Origin of the sequence: Oerskovia sp. USHLN155, assembly GCF_037145535.1 — a bacterium.
In the GTDB taxonomy this organism is placed as follows: domain Bacteria; phylum Actinomycetota; class Actinomycetes; order Actinomycetales; family Cellulomonadaceae; genus Oerskovia; species Oerskovia rustica.
In genome coordinates this window covers 58,080-79,070 of the sequence record NZ_JBBCXG010000004.1, presented here as the reverse complement: position 1 = coordinate 79,070, position 20,991 = coordinate 58,080, and the positions used below count along the sequence as shown (strand labels likewise).

Here is a 20,991-nt window from a genome sequence, read left to right as displayed (position 1 = left end):
CGCCGCGCACAGGTCGCACCGGGCGGACACCCAGGAGGCCGCCAAGGTCCACGGGACGTTCACGGGGTTTCCCCACCGTGCCCGCCCTGCTGTGCGGCGCGTCACGGGCGGTCCCGGATGGGTCCCGGCGCGCGCGGGGTTGGTACGGGAGTGAGCACCTCGCCCGGACCCGCCCAGCCCCTCGACGTCGACGTCCTCGTGGTGGGCGCCGGACAGGCCGGGCTCTCGGCCGCGTTCCACCTGCGGCGGCGGGGCTTGGTCCCGCTCGGGAGCGACGGCCTCCCGTCGAGCAGGCCCGACGGCGGAGCGTCCTCGGGTGCCCTGCGCACCTTCGTGGTGCTCGACGCGGCGCCAGCCCCGGGTGGCGCGTGGCAGTTCCGCTGGCCGTCGCTCACGATGGCCCAGACGCACGCGGTGCACGACCTGCCCGGCCTGGCCCTCGACGCGGGCGACCCGCACGAGAGCGCGAGCACCGCCGTCGGGCGGTACTTCGGTGCGTACGAGCAGGTCAACGACCTGCGGGTGCTGCGGCCCGTCGCGGTGCGCGAGGTGCGCGACGACCCGTCCGGTGCGCTCCTCGTCGAGGCGACCACGCCCGACGGGCCGGTGGCCTGGCGTGCGCGGACGCTCGTCAACGCGACCGGGACGTGGACCAAGCCGTTCTGGCCCTGGTACCCGGGCCGCGAGACGTTCGCGGGCACGCAGCTCCACACGCACGACTTCGGTGCCGCCGAGGACTTCGCGGGCAAGCGCGTGGTCGTCGTGGGCGGCGGCGCGTCCGCGACGCAGTTCCTGCTCCAGATCGCCCCGCACGCGGCCTCGACCACGTGGGTCACGCGCCGTGAGCCCGTGTGGGTCGGCGGCCCGTTCGACGAGAACCGGGGCCGCGACGCGGTGGCCCTCGTCGACGAGCGCACGCGCGCAGGCCTGGCCCCGGAGAGCGTCGTGTCGGTCACGGGCCTCCCGCTCACGCCCGCGTACGAGGCGGGCATCGCCTCGGGCGTCCTGCACCGCCTGCCGATGTTCTCGCACGTCGTGCCCGACGGCGTCGCATGGGACCCCGGCGCCCGTCCCGACGGCGTGACGCACCAGGGCGCCGACGTGATCCTGTGGGCCACGGGATTCCGGGCGGCGCTCGACCACCTCGGACCGCTCGGGCTGCGCGGGCCCGGAGGTGGGATCGTCATGGACGGGCCGACCGTGGTCGCCGACCCGCGCGTCCAGCTCGTCGGGTACGGGCCGAGCGCGTCGACGATCGGGGCGAACCGGGCCGGGAGGGAGGCGGTGCGGGCCGTGCTGCGGGTCCTGGACGCGGAGGGGGCAGAACCCGCGAGGGCCCCGGGGCGCGCTCCTTCTGACAGCTCCGTGACGGCGCCCGCCACTAGGCTGCCGAGGTGACCCCCGAACCCCTGCCCGAGCCTGCCGACCGAACGGTCGACCCGCCCGTCGACCGCGTCCAGCGGCGGACCGTCTCGGTCCTCGCCGCGAGCCAGGTCTTCGGCGGGATCGGGGTCGCGACCGGTATCTCGGTGAGCTCGCTCATCGCGTCCGAGCTCTCGGGCTCCGACGCGATCGCGGGACTCGCCCAGACCACGGCCGTGGTCGGCGCCGCGATCGTCGCCCTGCCGCTCTCGCGCCTCGCCGAACGCCACGGCCGACGCCGGTCCCTCACCACCGGGTACGTCGTCGCGTTCCTGGGCGCGCTCCTCGCGGCGACCGCGACCTTCCTCCAGACCTGGCCCCTGCTGCTCGCCGGGATGCTCCTCTTCGGGGCCGGCTCCGCGACCGGCCTCGCGTCGCGCTTCACCGCGACCGACCTCGCCCGCCCCGAACGCCGGGCCACCGACCTCTCGGTCGTGATCTGGGCGACGACCATCGGGTCGGTCCTCGGGCCGAACCTTGCCGGGGCGACCGAGAAGCTCGGCCTCCTGCCCGGCCCGGCCGGGGAGCACGGTGCGCACGGCACGTCCGCCGCACCGCTGCTCGTCGCCTCCCTCGCGTTCGCCGCGGCCGCAGCCTCCGTCTGGCTGCTCCTGCGCCCCGACCCGCTCCACGTGGCCGCGGCGCGCGCGGTGGCGGGGACGAACCGGACCCCCGCCCACGCACCCGAGGACGCGGCGCCGTCGGGCCTCGTGGATGCCCCCGGCACCACCCGCACCCCGGCGCCGCCGCGCCCCGGCTTCCGCGCCGGGCTCGCCGCCGGGTGGGCCGTGATCCGCGCGTCCGCGACCGCGCAGCTCGCGCTCGCGGCGATCGTCGTGAGCCACCTCGTGATGGTCGGGCTCATGTCCATGACCCCCGTGCACATGGGGCACGGCGGCGCGAGCCTACAGATCATCGGGATCGTCATCAGCGCGCACATCGCGGGCATGTACGTGCTCAGCCCCGTGATCGGGTGGGCCGCGGACAGGGTCGGCCACTCCCGCGTGCTCGTGGTGGGCGGAGCGATCCTGCTCGCCTCGGCCGTGATCGTCGCCGGGGCGCCGAGCGACGACTCGGCACGACTGACCGTCGGGCTCGTGCTGCTCGGCGTGGGCTGGTCGTGCGGGCTCGTGGCCGGTTCCGCGCTGCTCATCGACGCGACGCCCGCGACCGACCGGACCCAGGTCCAGGGGCTCTCCGACTTCGCGATGAACCTCGGCGGAGCCGTCGGCGGGGTGCTCGCCGGGATCGTCATCGCGGTCTCGTCGTACTCGGCGCTCTCCTGGGGCGCCGCGGCCCTGCTCGTGGCATACCTCGTGCTGGTCGCGAGCAGGCTCCTGAGGAAGGATGGGCCGCGATCCCCCGGACGCCGGCCGACCCGATCGTGAAGGAAGCACCCACCCCGTGACAGCATCCGCCCTGCCCGAGACCCGCACCGCGCTCGACGTCCTGACGACCGTCTTCGGGTACGACCACTTCCGGGGCGACCAGGCGGAGATCATCGACACCGTGCTCCGCGGGCAGGACGCGCTCGTCCTCATGCCCACGGGCGGCGGCAAGTCGCTGTGCTACCAGATCCCCGCGCTGCTGCGGCCCGGGACGGGTGTGGTCATCTCGCCCCTGATCGCCCTCATGCAGGACCAGGTGGACGCGCTGTCCGCCCTCGGGGCACGGGCCGGGTTCCTCAACTCGACCCAGTCGGTGCCCGAGCGCCGCGCGGTCGAGGACGCCTTCCTGGCCGGAGAGCTCGACCTGCTGTACCTGGCCCCCGAGCGCCTCGGGGTGCCCGAGACCGTGCGCCTCCTGCAGGCGGGGAAGGTGTCCCTGTTCGCGATCGACGAGGCCCACTGTGTCTCGGCCTGGGGCCACGACTTCCGACCCGACTACCTGCGGCTGACCGTGCTCGCCGAGACGTGGCCGGACGTCCCGAGGATCGCGCTCACCGCGACCGCGACCCGGCAGACGGCCGACGAGATCGTCCGACGGCTCGAGCTGCACGACGCCCGCACCTTCGTCTCGAGCTTCGACCGCCCCAACATCACCTACCGCATCGCACCCAAGGACTCCCCGCGCACCCAGCTCGTCGACCTGATCCGGGCCGAGCACACCGGGGACGCGGGCATCGTCTACTGCCTCTCGCGCGCCTCGGTCGAGACCACCGCCGAGCACCTGAACGCGCACGGGATCCCGGCGCTGGCCTACCACGCGGGCATGCCCGCACCACTGCGCGCAGCGAACCAGTCGCGCTTCCTGCGCGAGGACGGCATCGTCATGGTCGCGACCATCGCGTTCGGCATGGGCATCGACAAGCCCGACGTGCGGTTCGTCGCGCACCTCGACCTGCCCAAGTCGGTCGAGGGGTACTACCAGGAGACGGGCCGCGCAGGGCGCGACGGGCTGCCGTCGACCGCGTGGCTCGCGTACGGGCTCCAGGACGTCGTCCAGCAGCGCCGCATGATCGACACGTCCGAGGGCGACGCAGCGCACAAACGGCGCATGGGCGCGAACCTCGACGCGATGCTCGCCCTGTGCGAGACCATCACGTGCCGCAGGGTCCAGCTCCTCGCGTACTTCGGCCAGGACGGGCCCGCGTGCGGGAACTGCGACACGTGCCTCGCCCCGCCCGAGTCCTGGGACGGGACCGTCGCCGCGCAGAAGGTCCTCTCGACCGTCCTGCGCCTGGAACGTCAGGGGCAGCGCTACGGCGCCGGGCACGTCGTCGACATCCTCACCGGGAAGCCGACGCCCCGGATCACCTCGCTCGGGCACGACCAGCTGCCGGTCTTCGGTGTCGGCGCGGACCTCAGCGCCACCGAGTGGCGCACGGTCGTCCGGCAGATCCTCGCGCAAGGCCTGCTCGGCGTCGACAGCGAGGGCTACGGGACCCTGAGCCTGACCGAGGCCGCCGACCCGGTGCTCGGCGGCAAGCAGGAGGTCCGGCTGCGCCGGGACGTGCGGACCAAGACGTCCCGGACCCGCAAGCCCGCAGCCGCGGCGGCCGACGCGGAGCTGACCCCCGACGCCGCAGCACGCATGGAGAAGCTGCGCGCCTGGCGGGGTGCGACCGCGAAGGAGAGCGGGGTGCCGGCCTACGTCGTCTTCCACGACGCGACCCTGCGGGCGCTCGCGCAGCGCAACCCCGTCTCGATCGACGACCTGTCCGACGTCAGCGGGATCGGCGCGGCCAAGCGGGAGCGCTACGGCGCGGCGATCCTCGAGCTCCTCGCCGAGGGGTAGCGCGCGCCGTCAGCGTGCGCCGAGCTGCTTGTAGAAGATCGTCGTCGACACGAGCGCGCCGCCCGCGACCCTGGCGAACCCGGGGACGGCGCCGACCTCGGTCCACCCCCACCGGCGGTACAGGGACTCGGCCAGGCTGCCCGTCTCGGTGTCGAGCGTCAGCAGCGACAGCCCCTCGGTGCGTGCGAAACGTTCGATCGTCGCCATGAGCCCCGGCGCGAAGCGGTGCCCGCGAGCCTGACGGTGGACCAGGAGCTTGACGACCTCGGCGCGGTGCGCGCCGTTGTCCTTCGAGGTCAGGGCGAGCGAGGCGGTCGCGACGATCCTCCCCGAGTCGTCGCGACCGACCCACGTGCGGTGCTCCGGGTCCGCGAGGAACGCGGACCACCAGGCCGTCGCGGCCTCCTTGGTCGGCGCCTTGACCCAGCCGACGCTCGCACCGCCCTGGACGCAGTCGATCAGCACGTCCGCGAGGTGCGACAGGTCGGCAGTCCTGGCGGCGAGGCTGTCGAGCAGCGAGAGCCCGGCAGGGGCGCTCGGACCGGGGCGGCCCGGCGTAGGTCGGCCGTCCTGGCCGGGCCTGCCGGATCCTCCCGGCCGGCCGGGCCGGACCGCGGACCCGCCGCGGGAGGGCGGGGAGACGAGCGCGCCGCCACCGGGCGCGGGGAAGGTGAGGGGTTCGATGCGCATGGCCGTCACGGTAACCACGGTGCGTTTCGCCCCCGTGAACGGCAGGGGCCGCCCCTGTGTCCGACCGGTCGGCACAGACGGGGCCCGACGACGCGGGGCGACCGTGCGGGCGGGTCGCCGCGCGACGCACGCCCGCGCCGGGAAGACTGGGGGCTCCCCGCGTCCCGAGACGCGCACCCTCAGGAGGTCCCGTGTTCCTCAGCCTGCTCGCTGCCGTCGCCGCCGCGATCGGCTACGGCGTCAGCACCGTCATGCAGGCCGTCGCGGCCCGCCGCGCCCAGGGGCTCGCGGTGGTGCGGCAACCGCTGGTGATCCTCGCGTTCACGGTGGACCTCGTCGCGTGGCTGTTCTCGCTCGTCGCGCTCGACCACCTGCCGCTGTTCGTGGTCCAGGCCGTGCTCGCGAGCTCGCTCGTCGTGACGGTCCTGCTCGCCAGGGTGTTCCTGTCGGTGCCCATGCGGCGGATCGACGTCGCGGCCATGACGGCGATCGTGGCGGCGCTCGTGGTGCTCGGGATCGCGGGCGGCGAGCAACCCGCTCCCGTCCCGCCGGACTGGTTCGCACCCGTGCTCATCGGGGTGGCCGTGGGGCTCGCGGTCCTCGCGCTGGTGTTCTACAAGGCCGGGAGCCCCGTGCTTCTCGCCGTGATCGGGGCCCTCGGGTACTCGGGCGCGGCCGTCGCGGCGCGCGGTGCGCACGCCTCGGGGGACATCTGGGACACGATCTTCCAGCCGCTCGCGATCGCGATCGTCGTGTTCGGGGTCGTGGGCGCGCTCGCCTACCTGCGGTCGCTCGAGCACGGCAAGGTCGGGACGAACGCCGCGATCCTGTCGGTCGTCGAGGTCGTCGTCCCGGGGGCCGTGGGCATCGCGGTGCTCGGGGACACGATCCGCTCGGGCTGGGACCCGGCCGTCGCCGTCGCGGCGCTCGTCGCGCTCGCGGGCTGCGTGGTCCTCGCGACGAGCCCCGCGAACGAGGCGGCCGAGGCGGGGGACGCGAGCGACGGCGTCGGGCCGTCCAAGGACGCAGCGCCCGAGCCGGCCTGACGAGCGGCGGCCGGACCCGAGCGGCGTCCGGCAACCGGACCCGGTTGTCGGACGCCCCTCAGGGCTCAGTCCTCCGAGCCCGCCGGCTTCGCCAGACCCGACGCGATGAGCGTCATGACGGACGAGTCCGCGAGCGTCGTCGCGTCCCCGACCGCGCGGTTCTCGGCGACGTCGCGCAGCAGGCGGCGCATGATCTTGCCGGACCGCGTCTTGGGCAGCTCGGGGACCACGAGGATCTTGCGGGGCTTCGCGATGGGCCCGATCTCCTTGGCCACGTGGTTGCGCAGCTCGAGCTCGACCGCGGCGGCCCCCTCCGGGTCCGCCGCACGGGCCGCGTGCTCGCCGCGCAGGATGACGAACGCGACGACGGCCTGCCCGGTCAGCTCGTCCGTGGCGCCCACGACCGCGGCCTCGGCGACGAGCGGGTTCGAGACCAGCGCGGACTCGATCTCCGTGGTCGACAGGCGGTGGCCCGAGACGTTCATGACGTCGTCGACACGGCCGAGGAGCCAGATGTCGCCGTCCTCGTCCTTCTTGGCGCCGTCGCCCGCGAAGTAGATGCCCTGGAAGCGGGACCAGTAGGTGTCCTTGAAGCGCTCGAGGTCTCCCCAGATGCCGCGCAGCATGGACGGCCACGGCTCCGACAGGACGAGGTAGCCGCCGCCACCGTTCGGGACGGGCTGCGCGTTGTCGTCGACGACGTCCGCGACGATGCCCGGCAGCGGGACCTGGGCCGAGCCCGGCTTGGTCGCCGTGACGCCCGGCAGAGGCGAGATCATGATCGCGCCGGTCTCGGTCTGCCACCACGTGTCGACGATCGGGGCCTTGTCGCCGCCGATGACGCGGCGGTACCACATCCAGGCCTCGGGGTTGATGGACTCTCCGACGGAGCCCAGGACGCGCAGGCTCGTGAGGTCGTACTTGTTCGGGATCTCCTCGCCCCACTTCATGCAGGCGCGGATCGCGGTGGGGGCCGTGTAGAAGATCGAGACCTTGTACTTCTCGATGATCTCCCACCAGCGGCCCTGGTGCGGGGAGTCGGGCGTGCCCTCGTAGATGACCTGGGTCGCGCCGTTGAGCAGCGGTCCGTACGTCACGTAGGAGTGACCCGTGACCCAGCCGATGTCCGCGGTGCACCAGTAGACGTCGGTCTCGGCCTTGAGGTCGAACACGTTCTTGTGCGTGTACGACGCCTGCGTCAGGTAGCCGCCCGTCGTGTGCAGGATGCCCTTGGGCTTCCCGGTGGTGCCGGACGTGTAGAGGATGAACAGCGGGTGTTCGGCCTCGACCCACACGGGCGTGTGCTGGACGTCGGCCGCCTCGAGGGCGTCGTGCCACCAGACGTCGCGTCCCTCGGTCCACTCCACGTCCTGCTCGGTGCGCCGCACCACCAGGACGTGCTGGACCGTCGTGGCCTCGGCGCCCTCCTTGGGTGCGAGGGCCTCGTCGACTGCGGGCTTGAGGGCCGACGCGGCACCACGGCGGTAGCCGCCGTCCGCGGTGATGACGACCTTGGCCTCGGCGTCCGCGATGCGGCTGCGCAGCGCGTCGGCCGAGAACCCGCCGAAGACCACGGAGTGCGGGGCGCCGATGCGGGCGCAGGCCAGCATCGCGACGACGGCCTCGACGATCATGGGCAGGTAGATGACGACACGGTCGCCCGTGGTCACGCCGAGAGCGCCCAGGGCGTTGGCCGCGCGCGAGACCTCGCGCTGCAGGTCCGCGTAGGTGACGGTGCGGGTGTCGCCCGGCTCGCCCTCGAAGTGGATCGCGACGCGGTCGCCGTTGCCGGCCTCGACGTGACGGTCCACCGCGTTGTACGCCGCGTTGAGGGTGCCGTCGGCGAACCAGCGGGCGACCGGGGCGTTCGACCAGTCGAGCGTCTCGGTGAACGGGGTCCTCCACGACACGAGGTCGGTGGCCTGGCGTGCCCAGAACGCGAGACGGTCTGCCTCGGCCTCCTCGTACAGCGAGGCCTGGGCGTTGGCCTGGGCGGCGAACTCGGGGCTGGGCGGGAAGCTGCGCTCCTCGTGGAGGAGGTTCTCCAGACCCGGCGACTCGGGCTGCCCGTCGACCTGGTTCTCGGTGGTGGTCACATTCTCAGGCACTCTTACCTCCGGTGCGCATCGACTCTGGTGCGGGGCTCGTGACGTGAGATCCCCTCCGCCCGCGAGGCGGCGGAAGGGTGCGAGACACGTCGAGCGACGGGGCCTGTCCTGCCCCGACTGGGCGAGTCTAGACCCCATCGGGTGACCGGGGTCACTGTTTCTCGAAATGGGAGAAGGTGCTGACAAAAGCCCACAAGTCGTCGCACTCGTGTCCGCCCTGCGGGAACCGCCACGGGAGGAAGGGCATCGGGCCACGCCGAGTGTGCACCTCGGGCTGTCCCCAGGCGCGAGCAAGAGCCCGAACTGCACACTCGGCGAGCGGGCCCGTGTCGACGCGTGCCGTCAGGACGCGGCGGCCTCCTCCGCACGGGCCGCGGCCTCGACCGCGGCCGCCACGACCGTCGTGACCTCGGGGTTGAACACGCTCGGCACGATGTACGTCGGGTTGAGCTGGTCCTCGTGGATCGTCGACGCGAGCGCGCGGGCCGCCGCGAGCAGCATGGTGTCGGTGATCTTGTGCGACTGGGCGTCGAGCAGGCCGCGGAACACCCCGGGGAACGCGAGCACGTTGTTGATCTGGTTCGCGAAGTCGCTGCGGCCCGTGCCGACGATCGCGGCGTGCTGCGCGGCCTCGACCGGGTCCACCTCCGGGGTGGGGTTGGCCATCGCGAACACGATCGAGTCCGGTGCCATGGTCGCGATGTCGTCGCCCGTGAGGATGTCCGGGGCGGAGACGCCGATGAAGACGTCGGCCCCCGCGAGCGCCTCGACGAGCGTGCCGCTCACGCGACGCGGGTTGGTGCTGATCGCTGTCCACGCGAGCGCGGGCGACAGGCCCGGGCGGTCGGGGTGGACCACGCCCTCGACGTCCGCGACCACGACGTCGTGCGCGCCCGCGGCCAGGAGCAGCTTGAGGACCGCCGTGCCCGCGGCGCCAGCGCCCGAGAGCACGATCCGCACCTCGGCCAGGTCCTTGCCCACGACCTTGAGCGCGTTCGTCAGCGCGGCGAGCGCGACGATCGCCGTACCGTGCTGGTCGTCGTGGAACACGGGGATGTCGAGCTCGGCGCGCAGCCGGCGCTCGATCTCGAAGCAGCGCGGCGCCGAGATGTCCTCGAGGTTGATCCCCGCGAAGACCGGCGCGATGGCCTTGACCGTGCGCACGATCTCGTCGGTGTCCTGCGTGTCGAGCGCGATGGGGAACGCGTCGATGTCCGCGAAACGCTTGAAGAGCGCGGCCTTGCCCTCCATGACGGGCAGTGACGCGAGCGGTCCGATGTCCCCGAGGCCCAGCACCGCCGACCCGTCCGTGACGACCGCGATCGTGTTGCGCTTGATCGTCAGGCGGCGCGCGTCCTCGGGGTGGGCCGCGATGGCTTCGCACACGCGCGCGACGCCCGGCGTGTAGATCATCGACAGGTCGTCACGGTTGCGGATCGGGACCTTCGACTCGATCTGGAGCTTCCCGCCCAGGTGCAGCAGGAACGTACGGTCCGAGACCCGCTCCACGCTGACCCCGTGCAGCACGCGCAGGGCCTCGACGATCTCCTCGGCATGCGACTCGCCGCGCGTCGCGACCGTCACGTCCACCGAGATGCGCTCGTGGCCCGACGCCGTGACGTCGAGCGCCGAGACGATCCCGCCGGTCTGCTCGATCGCGGTCGTGAGCTCGCTGACCGCGGTGGGCCTGGCCTCGACCTGGAGGCGGACGGTGATGGACGAGGAAACGCTCGGCGCTGAGGTCATGGAGCCAGGGTATTCGGCGCGGGGCCCGGACACGGGAACGGCGCCCCCGGAGGGACGCCGTGCTCGCCAGCGGGGCGAGGGTTAACAAGCGTGCTGCGAGGGTAGGTGCTGCAACGGGTCAAGCCCGGTCAGCCAGTCCTATGCGTGGACTTCTCGCGCGTGGGTTCCGCCCGCCCCTGGTGCTGTTGTCCCTCTTTGATACGCCTGCCCCCGGTGCCGCGCAAGGGGTGGGGAGCGGATCGCGGGAACCTCCACGAGGTGTTCGATCCCGAGCCGGGAGGACCCGGACAACGAGGACTCGGTTCGAACGCCGACGCCGTCGGGCGCCCCGCGCGACGCCCGGTGGTGAGCGGGTCTCGCGACCCGTGCTCCGCCGTCGGGCACGGGCTTCCTACGCGGCGGTGCCCTCCTGCGACGCGCCGCCCGACCGCCCGCGCACGGCCCGCCACACGAGCCACGCGACGACCACGGCCGTCACGGCGCCGCCGACCACGGCCGCGGTGCGCGGCGGGGAGAGCTGGGTGCGCAGCGTGACGGGGCGCGTGAAGGTGAGGGTGCCCCAGCCGCTCTCGCCCGCGAGGCGACGCAGGGTGCGGTCGGGGTTGACCGCGAACCCGTGCCCGACCTCGGCGAGCATGGGCGCGTCCGTGATCGAGTCCGAGTACGCGTAGGACGCGTCGAGGTCGTAGCCGTGCACCTCGGCGAGCTCACGGATCGCGATGGCCTTGTTCTCGCCGTACGCGTAGAAGTCGATCTCGCCCGTGTACCGTCCGTCGACGATCTCCATGCGGGTCGCGACGTAGTGGTCGGCGCCCAGGACCGCGGCGATGGGCTCGACGACCTCCGACCCCGAGGCGGACACGATCACGACGTCGTGGCCCCGGTCGTGGTGGCTCACGATGAGGTCGACGGCCTCCGCGTACACGACCGGGTCGATGTACTCGTGCAGCGTCTCCTCGACGATCTGGGACACGGTCCGCACGTCCCAGCCCGTCACGAGCGCGCTCAGGTGCGCGCGCATGCGCTCGGTCTGGTCGGCGTCCGCTCCGCCCACCATGTAGAGGAAGTGCGCGTAGGCGCTGCGCAGCACGTCGCCGCGGCTGATGAGCCCGCCCGCGTAGAAGGGCTTGGAGAAGGCCGCGGTCGACGACGTCGCGATGATCGTCTTGTCCAGGTCGAAGAACGCGGCGACCTTCCGCGGGCGCCCCTCGCGGGCGCCGGTCGTGGGGCGGTGGCCGGGCTGCGGTGAGTCCTGGGGATGGGTCACCCGGCGAGCCTAGCCGCAACCGGCGACCGGTGGGGCGGAATGTCCCGGTTCCAGGGTGGTCCCGAGGTGAGCGGATGTCGTGCGCACCGGGGCGCGGTACGTTCGCCGTGGACGGCTCCGCGGCACCGAGGCCGCGTCGCCGGTCACCCCTGTGACCCGGCCCGCTGGAGGCACGCATGATCACGCTCGCCGAGCTCCGCGCCGTCTCGATGTTCGAGCCACTGCCGCCCGAGCCGCTCGAGTTCCTCGTGGGCGCGGTCGAGGACATCCGCCTCCTGCCGGGGGAGTACTTCGCGCACGAGGGCGACGAGAGGGCGTTCTTCGTCGTGATCGAGGGCAGGGCCGAGGTCACCAAGATGGTGGGTGGCACCGAGCGCGTGATCGGGGTGCGCACCCCCGGCATGTTCTTCGGCGAGGTCCCCATGACGTTGAGCACGGCGTTCCCCGCGAGCGGGCGGGCGACCGAGGCGTCCCGCATCATCAAGCTCGAGGCCGCCGTCTTCTACACCCTCGCAGCCATGGCGCCCTCCGTGCCGGACCACGTGGCGAGCCTCGCCCGCTCCTACCTCGACGCGCTCCAGGCGCACGCGTCGGAGAAGCCCGTCGCGGAGGCGTGCGTGATCGGCCCGCGGTTCGACGCGCGGGTCCGGGACCTCGCGACGTTCCTGACGCGCAACCACGTCCCGTTCGACCGGGTCGTGGTCGAGCCGGCGGACGAGCCCGACGGCCTCGCGCACCCCGTGCTCGAGCTCCGCGACGGGTCCCGGCTCGCCGACCCCGCGATGAGGGACGTCGCCCGCGCGGTGGGGCTCGCCGTCGAACCGGCGCACGACGAGTACGACGTCGTCATCCTGGGGGCCGGTCCCGCAGGGCTGACCGCGGCGGTCAACGCGGCCGCCGAGGGGCTGCGCACGCTCGTCGTCGAGAGCCTGGCCCCGGGCGGCCAGGCCGGGACCTCGACCCGCATCGAGAACTACACGGGCTTCCCGTACGGCATCTCGGGGGACGACCTCGCGAGCCGCGCCCTCACCCAGGCGCAGCGCCTCGGGGCGGAGATCGTCGTGACGCGCACGGTCGGCGCGATCGACCCGGGCGCGCACCAGGTCGTCCTCGACGGCGGCGACACGCTCGTCGCTCCCGTGGCGATCGTCGCGACGGGCGTCGAGTGGCGCTCGCTCGCCCTGGCGTCGGTCGACCGCTTCCTCGGCAACGGCGTGTACTACGGGGCAGCACGCAGCGACGCCGCGCTCGCGCAGGGGCAGGACGTCTGCATCGTCGGGGCGGGCAACTCCGCGGGGCAGGCAGCGATCTTCTTCTCGCGGCACGCCCGGTCGGTCACGATGCTCGTGCGCGGGCCGTCCCTCGGGGCGAGCATGTCGCGATACCTGATCGACCAGATCGCCGCGAACCCCGGCATCCGCGTCGAGACGCGGCACCAGATCACCGACCTGCACGGCGACGGGGCCCTCGGGTCCCTCGACGTGCTGGACTCCGCGACGGGGACCACGACCCGGCGCGCGCTGCCCGTCGTGTTCGTCATGATCGGCGCCGACGCGGTCACGGGCTGGCTCCCGCCCGAGGTCGCGCGCGACACGCACGGGTTCGTCCTCACGGGCGGGGACGCGGCGGCCGCGCCGGGGTGGACGGCCGACCGGCGACCGTTCGCGCTCGAGACGAGCGCTCCAGGGGTCTTCGCGATCGGCGACGTGCGCTCGGGCTCGGTCAAGCGCGTCGCGGCGGGGGTCGGCGAGGGCGGGATGGCGATCGCGTACGCGCACCAGTACCTCGCGCTCGAGCGCTGAGTCCGGGGCGTCCCGCGCGGTCGACCACAGGTGCCGCGCGGCCCGGGTTTTCCACAGGTCCGACGACGCAGCCCCCACGTGCAGGATTCTCGCCCCAGGATGGACCCGGCCCGGTCCCGGGCCGGCGACAGGGGGGAACGTCCATGGGCAGGGCAGTGGCAGCCGTGGTGGGTGCGATCGGCGCACGTGGCGGGGCAGGGACGAGCACGGTGACAGCGGCGCTCGCGGACGGGCTGCGGCGGGCAGGACGGCGCACCGTGCTCGTGGACCTCGAGACACGAGGCGGCGGGATCGACGTGCTGCTCGGCATCGACCACCGGGACGGGCCCCGCTGGTCCGACCTGCGCGACGCGCGCGGCGCCGTCGACGGTCCCGCGCTTGCCGGGCTCCTTCCCACGTGGCGGCACGTACCGGTCCTCAGCGCGCACCGCGCCGACCCCGTGACCCTCGACGACGGCGTGGTCGTGGACGTCTGCTCGGCCCTCGCCGACGCGTGCGACGTCCTCGTCCTCGACCTGCCGCGCTCGGTGCTGGACGGGGACGGGGCCGACTCCGCCGGCACCGGGAACGCGGCCCTCGTGGGGGCCTGCGACACGCTCCTCCTCGTGACCCCGCTCGACCTGCCGTCGGTCGCCGGGGCCGTCGCGACCGCGGCGCTCGCGACCCGGCACGGCGCCGGGCGCGCCCTGCGCCTCGTAGCACGGCGACCCGCACCCGGGCGCCTCGACCCGTGGGACGTGAGCGACGTCGTCGGGCTGCCGCTCGCCGCGGTCGTCCCCTGGGACCGTGGGCACGCCGCGCGTGTCGAGCGCGGCGAGGGACCCGACGTCCGGGCCCGGCGACCCCTCGGCCGTGCCGGGGCCGAGCTGGCCGTCGCGATCGGTGGGGCCGGCGTCGCGTCGCGGGGCGCCGCGTGACCGGCGACGCGCTCGACGACGCCCTGCTCGCCGAGGTGCGCGGGCAGCTCGTCGGGGGCGCCCCGGCAGACGACGCCCAGCTCCACGCGGCCCTGCGCGGCTCGGGCCGGGTGCTCGGCAGCACCGCGCTCGCGGACCTGACCCGGCGCGCCCGCGCCGAGCTCTACGGTGCCGGGCCGCTCCAGCCCCTGCTCGACGACCCCGAGGTCACCGACGTCCTCGTCAACTCACCCGCGGAGGTGTGGGTCGACCGTGGTGCGGGGCTCGAACGGGTCCCTCTGCACCTGGGGAGCCCCGCACAGGTGCGGGCGCTCGCGGTCCGGCTGGCCGCCGCAGGCGGGCAGCGGCTCGACGACGCGAGCCCGCTCGTCGACGCCCGGCTGCCAGACGGCACGCGCCTGCACGCCGCGATCGCGCCCGTGTGTGAGTCCGGGGCCGTGATCTCGCTGCGCGTGCTCCGCTCCCGGGCTTTCACGCTCGACGAGCTCGTCGACTCAGGAGGCCTGCACCGGTGCTGGGCGCCCGTGCTCCGACGCCTCGTGACGGAACGCGCCAACATGCTCGTCTCGGGCGGCACGGGAACGGGCAAGACGACCCTGCTCGCGGCGCTCCTGTCCCTCGTCCCCGGGCACGAACGGATCGTGTGCGTCGAGGAGGCCCGCGAGCTCGTGCCCGACCACCCGCACGTGGTACCCCTCACCGCCCGACGCCCTAACGTCGAGGGGGCCGGTGCCGTCGACCTCGCCGACCTGGTCCGCAACGCGCTGCGCATGCGACCCGACCGCATCGTCCTGGGCGAGTGCCGCGGCGCCGAGGTCCGTGAGGTCCTCATGGCGCTCAACACGGGGCACGACGGCGGCCTCGCCACGATCCACGCCAACGCGGCGGCCGTGGTCCCCGCACGCCTCGAGGCGCTCGCCGCGCTCGCGGGCATGCCGCGCGAGGCCGTCGCGGCCCAGGCCGCCGGTGCGCTCGACGTGGTCCTGCACCTGCGGCGGTCCGGGCGGGTGCGGTACCTCGCCGAGATCGGGGTCGTGCGGCGCGACGCCCGCGGAGAGCTCGTGGTCGACCCCGTCGCGACCTGGGACCGCGAGCAGGACCCGGTCTACGGGGCCGGGTGGGACGCGTTCGTCGACCGGTGGGGCGGGGCGTGAGCCTCGGCCTGCTCGTCGCGTGCGTGGTGTGGGTCGGGCTCGCGCCGCCCGGGCGGTCCGCGGTGGAGGTCGCCGGTGGGCGTCCGGCCCGCGGAGTCCGAGGAGCCCGGCTGTTCGCGTGGCGGCGCACGGCAGCGACGTCCTCGGTGCGTCTCGTCGTCGCGCACGTCGCCTCGCTGCTGCGTGCAGGGGCCGCCCCCGGAGCCGCCTGGGTCTCGGCCGCCGGGGTACGCGTCGACCAGCAGGGGGTGCCCGACCGCGGCGACCTGCTCGCCGTGGTGGGGGCCCGCGGATCGGTCGAGGCCGAGGGACAGGTCGCCGCGGTCGTCGGGGCGAGCCGACTGGCCGCCGACGTCGGCGCGCCGCTCGGCGAGGTCCTGGAGTCGATCGCGCGGGCGCTCGCGGCCGAGTCCGAGGCCCGGGCCGACCGAGAGGCCTCGCTCGCGGGACCCGCCGCGACGGCGCGCGTGCTGCTGTGGCTGCCGCTCGTCGGGGTGCTGCTCGGGGTCGCGCTGGGGGTGGACCCGCTCGCGACGGCACTCGGCGGGGGCGTGGGGTCTGCCGGGCTGCTCGCGGGCGCGGTGCTCCTCCTCGTCGGTCGTCGGTGGTCGGGGCGTCTCGTGGCACGAGCCCGTGCGGTGGGGGCGCCGCCGTGAGCGCGTGGTCCCCGGTCGTCGACTGGCCCGTGGTCGTCGCGGTCGCGTGCGGGTGCCTCGTCGCGTCGAGCGCGTGGTGGGTCGCGCGGGCGGGTGTCGGGGTGCGGCTCGACGAGCTCACGAGGGGTGGGCGTGCGGCGGGGAGCCGGACAGGGCCCGCGGGCCCCGTGGAGATCGGAGTCCTGCTCGAGCTGCTCGGGGCCGCGGTCCGGGCCGGGACGAGCGTCCCGCGTGCGCTCGGGGCCGTGGGGCAGGCCATCGGAGGGCCCGACGGCGCCGCGCTCGCCCGCGCGGGGGCTGCGGTCGTGCTCGGCGCAGGGTGGGCCGAGGCGTGGGTCGGCGCGCCTGCCCGGTTGGCCGTGGTGCAGTCTGCGCTGGGGCTCGCGTGGGAGCAGGGAGCGGCGCCGGGGGAGGCGTTGCGCGCGGCGGGCGAGCAGCTGCGCAGCGACCAGCAGGCCGCTGCGCGTCAGGCCGCGGCGCGGCTCGCGGTGCACCTCGTGCTGCCGCTCGGCGTGTGCTTCCTGCCGGCGTTCGTCCTCATCGGTCTGCTGCCCGTGCTGCTGTCGCTGGGGGGCGGGGTGCTGGGGAACTGAGCGGCTAGGGGTCACCGACGCGGCGCATGCAGGGATCACCGCCGTGCGGCCGCGCGCACCTCGGCCAACCGCCGCGCCAGGTGCTCACGCTCGGCCGCGTTGCCGCAGCGCCGGACGGCCTCCTCGAAGAACGCGGCGGCCTCCGCCGGCCGGGCGGCCCGCGCCAGCAGCTCGGCCCGCGTCGCGGGCAGCCGGTGGTTCGTCCGCAGGACCTCGTCGATGCCCTCGAAGTCGTCGATCAGTGCGAGGGCGGCGACCGGCCCCTGGGCCTCGGCGACCGCCACCGACCTCGCGAGCCGCACCATGGCCGAGCCCGTGGCCACCTCCAGCTCCGCGTACAGGTCGGCGATCGCACCCCAGTCGGTGTCGGTGGCACGTCCCGCGACAGCGTGCGCGGCGGCGATCGACGCCTGGAGGCGGTACTCGTGCGCGAGGCCCGCGACGTCGTCGGGCACGGACGCGAGCAGCGCGAGGCCCGACGTGATCTCCTCACCGTGCCACCGCGACCTGTCCTGGTCCGCGAGCAGCACGAGCGACCCGTCCGCCGCGGTCCGTGCGTCCCGGCGCGAGTGCTGGAGCACCATGAGCGCCAGCAGCGCACGCACCACCGGGCGGTCCGGCAGCAGCTCGTCGAGCAGGCGACCCAGGCGGATCGCCTCGCCCGCGAGCGCGACCCGCAGGACGTCGGTCCCCGTGCCCGGCGCGTAGCCCGCGGTGAAGGTCAGGTACAGGACCGAGGCGACGTCGTCGAGCCGCTCGCCCAGCCGCTCGGGCGGCGGGACCTCGAACGGGATGCCCGCCGCGACCAAGCGCTTCTTCGCGCGCGTCAGGCGAGCGGCCATGGTCGAGTCCTGGACCAGGAAGAGGCGCGCGATGTCCGGGACCGGCAGACCCGCGACGAACCGCAGCGTCAGCGCCGTGCGCGCCTCGACAGACAGCGCCGGGTGGCAGCACGAGAACACGAGCCGCAGCCGTTCGTCGGGCAGGTGCGCGCCGTCGTCGGGCGGGCCGGGCACTCGCTCCGAGGCGTCCGCCGCGGACCTCGCCGCCACGATCATGAGCGGGACCTTCTGGACGGCGACAGCCTCCGCGCGCAGCCGGTCGAGGACCCGCCGCCCGGCCGCGGTGCGCAGCCAGGCGGCGGGGGAGTCCGGCACGCCGTCGGCGGGCCAGGTGCGGGCCGCAGCGGCGAACGCGTCCGCGAGCGCGTCCTCGGCGAGGTCGGGGCGGCGGTAGCGCGCGATGAGCATCGCGAGCAACCGCGCCCAGTGCTCCCGCCAGGCGGCCGAGAGCGCGTCGCCCGCCTCCGTCACCCGTGGTCTCCGAGGCGCCGGCTCACAGGTCGTCCACGTCCACGACCGGGCGCAGCTCGACCGTGTACTGCGGCAGGAGGGCGACGGCCTCGATCGCGGTGTCGATGCTGGGCAGGTCCGCGAGGTAGAACCCGCCGAGCTGCTCGGTCAGCTCGGCGTACGGGCCCTCGGTCACGACGACGTCGCCACCGCGGCGCCGGACCGTGGTCGCCGCCGAGACCGTGCTCAGCGCCTCGGCGGCCTCCAGCGTCCCGCGCTCATGGAGGAACGCCGCGAACTGGTCGTGCTGCACCATGTACCGGGACCGCTCCTCCGCGGAGGCCGCGGCCCAGACCTGCTCGTCCTCGTACAGCAGGAACATGACCTTCACGGGTCAGACCTCCACGCCGGCGGTCGACGCGACGGCAGCCTCGGGGTCGGTCGCGCCGTCGGTCCCGCCGTGGTCGACCGTGGGGCGGATCTCGTACGTGCAGCCGTCGCCCGCGAACACCTCGTCGATGATCGTCGCGAGCCCGGGGAGGTCGTCGCTCACGACCAGGTAGAGGCCGCCGATCTGCTCGGCGAGCTCGGTGAACGGGCCCTCGGTCGTCCCGACGCCCGGGCGGACCAGGGTCGCCGTCCCGGCAGCCTCGAGCTCGACGCCGCCCGTGATGCGGTGCCCCTCGGCGACGACGCGGCGCGAGAACTCGTCGTGCTGGGCCATGATCTCCGCGGCCAGGTCCGGACGCATGGCGGGCGTGCCGTCCTCCGGGGCGTGGATGAGGATCGCGTACTCGGTGCTCATGATTCCTCCAGATGAGTGGGTGGTGGGTCCTTCATCACGATGACGCGTGACCACCGACGGAATCGACAGCCGCTGCCGACCAGTCTCGCGGGAAGAGGTGGCGGTCGCGCGGAGAACCGGACACGGGTTGACCGGTACCCGTGTGCACCATGGCGGCATGAACCCACCGAGTCACCGTCTCCCCGACTTCCCCGAGCCCACCCTGGTAGCCGTCAACGGCGTGGAGCTCGAAGTCTTCGAAGCAGGCAGGCACAACGCGGGGCGGCCCGTCGTGCTGTGCCACGGCTGGCCGGAGCACGCCTACTCCTGGCGCCACCAGGTGCCCGCACTCGTCGCCGCGGGCTATCACGTCATCGTCCCGAACCAGCGCGGCTACGGCGGCTCGTCCCGGCCGGCCGACGTGACCGAGTACGACATCGAGCACCTGTCCGGAGACCTGGTCGCGCTCCTCGACCACTACGGCTACGAGGACGCCACGTTCGTCGGTCACGACTGGGGAGCGTTCGTCGTCTGGGGGCTGACCCTGCTGCACCCCCACCGGGTCAACCGGGTGATCAACCTGAGCCTGCCCTACCAGGAGCGTGGTGAGCGGCCTTGGATCGAAGTCATGGAAGAGGCGCTGGGCGGGGACTTCTACTTCGTCCACTTCAACCGCCGGCCGGGCGTCGCGGACGCCGTGCTCGACGAGAGCGCGTCCCGGTTCCTGCGGAACCTGTACCGGAAGAACGAGCCGCTCAGAGCGCCCGAGCCGGGCATGGCGTTGATGCAGCTCGCCAGGGCGGAGGTGCCGCTCGGCGAGCCCGTCATGAGTGACGCCGAGCTGGCCGTCTTCGTGGCCGCCTTCGAGGCGACAGGCTTCACGGGCAGCATCAACTGGTACAGGAACCTCGACCGCAACTGGCGCCTGCTCGCTGACGTGGACCCCGTCGTCAAGCAGCCCGCGCTCATGATCTACGGCTCCAGGGACATGGTCGCGAGGTCGGAGAGGCTCGCCGAGCTCGTGCCCGACGTGGACGTGGTCGACCTGGACTGCGGTCACTGGATCCAGCAGGAGCTGCCGGAGGAGACGAACCGGGTGATCCTCACCTGGCTGGCACAGCAGGACGCAACCTAGCGGCTCGGGAGGGGCCTGGTGGGAGGGGCCTGGCCGTCCACAGGCCGTCTGCGGGGCCCTCGCTCCACAGCGGCGCCGCTCGGTCCAGCGGGCCGGGTCTCGGGCCCGCCACAGTGGGCGGCACGGCGCGCGACAGGCGGGCCACGGACCCGGAGGAGACACCCATGAAGGCTGTGCACGGAGCGAGAGCGGGGTGGGCGGGGCTGCTCGCTCGCGTCCGCGGCGAAGACCCGGAGGCCGGTCTCGCGACCGCCGAGTACGCGGTGGCGACCATCGCGGCGGTCGGGTTCGCCGGGCTGCTCATCGCGATCCTCAAGAGCGGCGAGGTGCGCGAGATGCTGCTCGGCATCATCCAGCGCGCCCTGTCGATCGGATGAGGGTGACGGCCACCAGTGCGCGGTGGCGGCTCGGGCGCAGGTTCCGCGACCGTGAGCGCGGCACCGTGACCGCCGAGCTCGCGCTCGCGCTGCCTGCGGTCGTCCTCGTGCTGGTGGCCGTCCTCACGCTCGCCGCGGCGGCGAACGCACAGCTCCAGGCAGCCGACGCCGCGCGCGCCGCCGCCCGGGCCGTCGCGATCGGCGAGGACGACGCGGCGGTGCGCGCCGTCGTCGGGCAGGTGGCCGGGCCCGACGCCACGGTGACCGTGGCGCGCGGCGACCCGTGGGTCGAGGTCCGGGTCGCCCAGCCCGTGGTCGGCGGCTGGTTGTCGCGCTCGCCGCTCCAGGCGCGCGGGGCGGCGGTCGCGTGGAGCGAGCCGTGAGGCCGCGCGACCGCGGCTCGGGAACCGTGCTGGCGCTCGGCCTCATCGCGGTCGCCCTGGTGCTGGGGCTCGCCCTCACGGCGCTCGCCTCGGCCCAGGGGGCCCGCGGCAGGGCGCAGGCGGCGGCCGACCTCGCAGCGCTCGCCGCGGCGACCGCCCTCCAGCGAGGGTGGGAGGCCTGCCCGACGGCGCGGGAGACCGCGGAGCGCAACGGCGCCGTGGTCGTGGCCTGCGACGAGCAGGGGGACGGTGTCGTCCGGGTCGACGTCACGCGCGAGGCGAGGGGGTGGGCCGGGGTGCTGGGCACCGCGCGGGCCGCGGCACGCGCGGGACCCGCGTCGGCGCGGTGAGCGGTCGCCGACCGGTGAGTGCATGACTCGGC

General features: G+C 74.2%; 20 protein-coding genes. 13 read left to right on the top strand and 7 right to left on the bottom strand.

Features of this window, described 5'->3' with window-relative positions; all coding sequences use genetic code 11:
• The first annotated feature begins 150 nt into the window (after window positions 1–150).
• The 3 genes from WFH32_RS06660 to recQ are packed head-to-tail and all read left to right on the top strand — an operon-like array spanning window position 151 to window position 4,659.
• Window positions 151–1,398 (top strand): NAD(P)-binding domain-containing protein, encoded by a 1,248-nt coding sequence (locus WFH32_RS06660; RefSeq protein WP_336706638.1) that lies wholly within the window; start codon window positions 151–153, stop codon window positions 1,396–1,398.
• The gene (locus WFH32_RS06655; protein ID WP_318244048.1) at window positions 1,395–2,810 is read left to right on the top strand and encodes an MFS transporter; all 1,416 of its coding nucleotides are present in this window, start codon (window positions 1,395–1,397) and stop codon (window positions 2,808–2,810) included. The genes WFH32_RS06660 and WFH32_RS06655 overlap by 4 nt, the downstream gene beginning before the upstream one ends.
• Window positions 2,770–4,659, top strand: coding sequence for a DNA helicase RecQ (recQ, locus tag WFH32_RS06650; RefSeq protein ID WP_191795823.1), 1,890 nt, complete (start codon window positions 2,770–2,772; stop codon window positions 4,657–4,659). Before WFH32_RS06655 ends, recQ begins: the two co-directional genes overlap by 41 nt.
• Window positions 4,660–4,668: 9 nt before the next feature.
• Here the strand turns inward: recQ and WFH32_RS06645 are convergent, their stop codons facing one another.
• Window positions 4,669–5,349 carry a GNAT family N-acetyltransferase gene (locus WFH32_RS06645; protein ID WP_336706636.1) on the bottom strand — a complete coding sequence of 227 codons (681 nt, stop codon included), beginning with the start codon at window positions 5,347–5,349 and terminating at the stop codon, window positions 4,669–4,671.
• A 191-nt stretch (window positions 5,350–5,540) separates the two neighbouring features.
• Here WFH32_RS06645 and WFH32_RS06640 point away from each other — a divergent pair, with 191 nt between their 5' ends.
• Window positions 5,541–6,395: a hypothetical protein gene (locus WFH32_RS06640; RefSeq protein ID WP_191795825.1), complete on the top strand. Its 855-nt coding sequence runs from the start codon at window positions 5,541–5,543 to the stop codon at window positions 6,393–6,395.
• 65 nt (window positions 6,396–6,460) lie between these two features.
• On the opposite strand, the gene acs is transcribed toward WFH32_RS06640, so the two are convergent.
• The 3 genes from acs to WFH32_RS06625 all read right to left on the bottom strand — a co-directional run bounded on the left by acs (window position 6,461) and on the right by WFH32_RS06625 (window position 11,516).
• A complete protein-coding gene (gene acs / locus WFH32_RS06635) occupies window positions 6,461–8,491 on the bottom strand; it encodes an acetate--CoA ligase (protein ID WP_191795826.1) in 2,031 nt (676 codons plus the stop codon).
• A gap of 354 nt (window positions 8,492–8,845) precedes the next feature.
• Complete coding sequence (locus WFH32_RS06630) at window positions 8,846–10,249, bottom strand: NAD-dependent malic enzyme (protein WP_191795827.1); 1,404 nt, start codon at window positions 10,247–10,249, stop codon at window positions 8,846–8,848.
• 391 nt (window positions 10,250–10,640) lie between these two features.
• Window positions 10,641–11,516, bottom strand: a complete 876-nt coding sequence (locus WFH32_RS06625; protein ID WP_336706634.1) for an HAD family hydrolase — start codon at window positions 11,514–11,516, stop codon at window positions 10,641–10,643.
• Window positions 11,517–11,692: 176 nt separating this feature from the next.
• Between WFH32_RS06625 and WFH32_RS06620 the strand changes: the two genes are divergently transcribed.
• From WFH32_RS06620 to WFH32_RS06600, 5 genes are all read left to right on the top strand, one after another.
• Window positions 11,693–13,318 carry an FAD-dependent oxidoreductase gene (locus WFH32_RS06620; protein ID WP_336706632.1) on the top strand — a complete coding sequence of 542 codons (1,626 nt, stop codon included), beginning with the start codon at window positions 11,693–11,695 and terminating at the stop codon, window positions 13,316–13,318.
• Window positions 13,319–13,461: 143 nt separating this feature from the next.
• Window positions 13,462–14,235 (top strand): septum site-determining protein Ssd, encoded by a 774-nt coding sequence (gene ssd, locus WFH32_RS06615; RefSeq protein WP_336706631.1) that lies wholly within the window; start codon window positions 13,462–13,464, stop codon window positions 14,233–14,235.
• Window positions 14,232–15,389: a TadA family conjugal transfer-associated ATPase gene (locus WFH32_RS06610; protein WP_336706630.1), complete on the top strand. Its 1,158-nt coding sequence runs from the start codon at window positions 14,232–14,234 to the stop codon at window positions 15,387–15,389. Before ssd ends, WFH32_RS06610 begins: the two co-directional genes overlap by 4 nt.
• A complete protein-coding gene (locus WFH32_RS06605) occupies window positions 15,386–16,045 on the top strand; it encodes a hypothetical protein (RefSeq protein ID WP_318244049.1) in 660 nt (219 codons plus the stop codon). Before WFH32_RS06610 ends, WFH32_RS06605 begins: the two co-directional genes overlap by 4 nt.
• A complete protein-coding gene (locus WFH32_RS06600; protein WP_318244050.1) occupies window positions 16,042–16,638 on the top strand; it encodes a type II secretion system F family protein in 597 nt (198 codons plus the stop codon). Before WFH32_RS06605 ends, WFH32_RS06600 begins: the two co-directional genes overlap by 4 nt.
• Before the next feature lie 35 nt (window positions 16,639–16,673).
• Here the strand turns inward: WFH32_RS06600 and WFH32_RS06595 are convergent, their stop codons facing one another.
• Genes WFH32_RS06595 through WFH32_RS06585 form a run of 3 tightly spaced genes read right to left on the bottom strand, consistent with a single transcriptional unit; the run spans window position 16,674 to window position 18,735 of the window.
• Complete coding sequence (locus WFH32_RS06595) at window positions 16,674–17,951, bottom strand: RNA polymerase sigma factor (protein ID WP_318244051.1); 1,278 nt, start codon at window positions 17,949–17,951, stop codon at window positions 16,674–16,676.
• Window positions 17,952–17,973: 22 nt separating this feature from the next.
• Complete coding sequence (locus tag WFH32_RS06590; protein ID WP_336706821.1) at window positions 17,974–18,312, bottom strand: YciI family protein; 339 nt, start codon at window positions 18,310–18,312, stop codon at window positions 17,974–17,976.
• A gap of 12 nt (window positions 18,313–18,324) precedes the next feature.
• Window positions 18,325–18,735, bottom strand: a complete 411-nt coding sequence (locus WFH32_RS06585; protein ID WP_191795832.1) for a YciI family protein — start codon at window positions 18,733–18,735, stop codon at window positions 18,325–18,327.
• Window positions 18,736–18,892: 157 nt separating this feature from the next.
• On the opposite strand from WFH32_RS06585, the gene WFH32_RS06580 reads away from it, so the two are divergent.
• From WFH32_RS06580 to WFH32_RS06565, 4 genes are all read left to right on the top strand, one after another.
• Complete coding sequence (locus WFH32_RS06580) at window positions 18,893–19,849, top strand: alpha/beta fold hydrolase (protein WP_336706629.1); 957 nt, start codon at window positions 18,893–18,895, stop codon at window positions 19,847–19,849.
• Between the two features lie 164 nt (window positions 19,850–20,013).
• Window positions 20,014–20,226 carry a DUF4244 domain-containing protein gene (locus WFH32_RS06575; RefSeq protein ID WP_138826155.1) on the top strand — a complete coding sequence of 71 codons (213 nt, stop codon included), beginning with the start codon at window positions 20,014–20,016 and terminating at the stop codon, window positions 20,224–20,226.
• Window positions 20,227–20,228: 2 nt separating this feature from the next.
• Complete coding sequence (locus tag WFH32_RS06570; protein ID WP_318244052.1) at window positions 20,229–20,609, top strand: TadE family type IV pilus minor pilin; 381 nt, start codon at window positions 20,229–20,231, stop codon at window positions 20,607–20,609.
• Window positions 20,606–20,959 carry an Rv3654c family TadE-like protein gene (locus WFH32_RS06565; RefSeq protein WP_336706627.1) on the top strand — a complete coding sequence of 118 codons (354 nt, stop codon included), beginning with the start codon at window positions 20,606–20,608 and terminating at the stop codon, window positions 20,957–20,959. The genes WFH32_RS06570 and WFH32_RS06565 overlap by 4 nt, the downstream gene beginning before the upstream one ends.
• Window positions 20,960–20,991 lie beyond the last annotated feature (32 nt).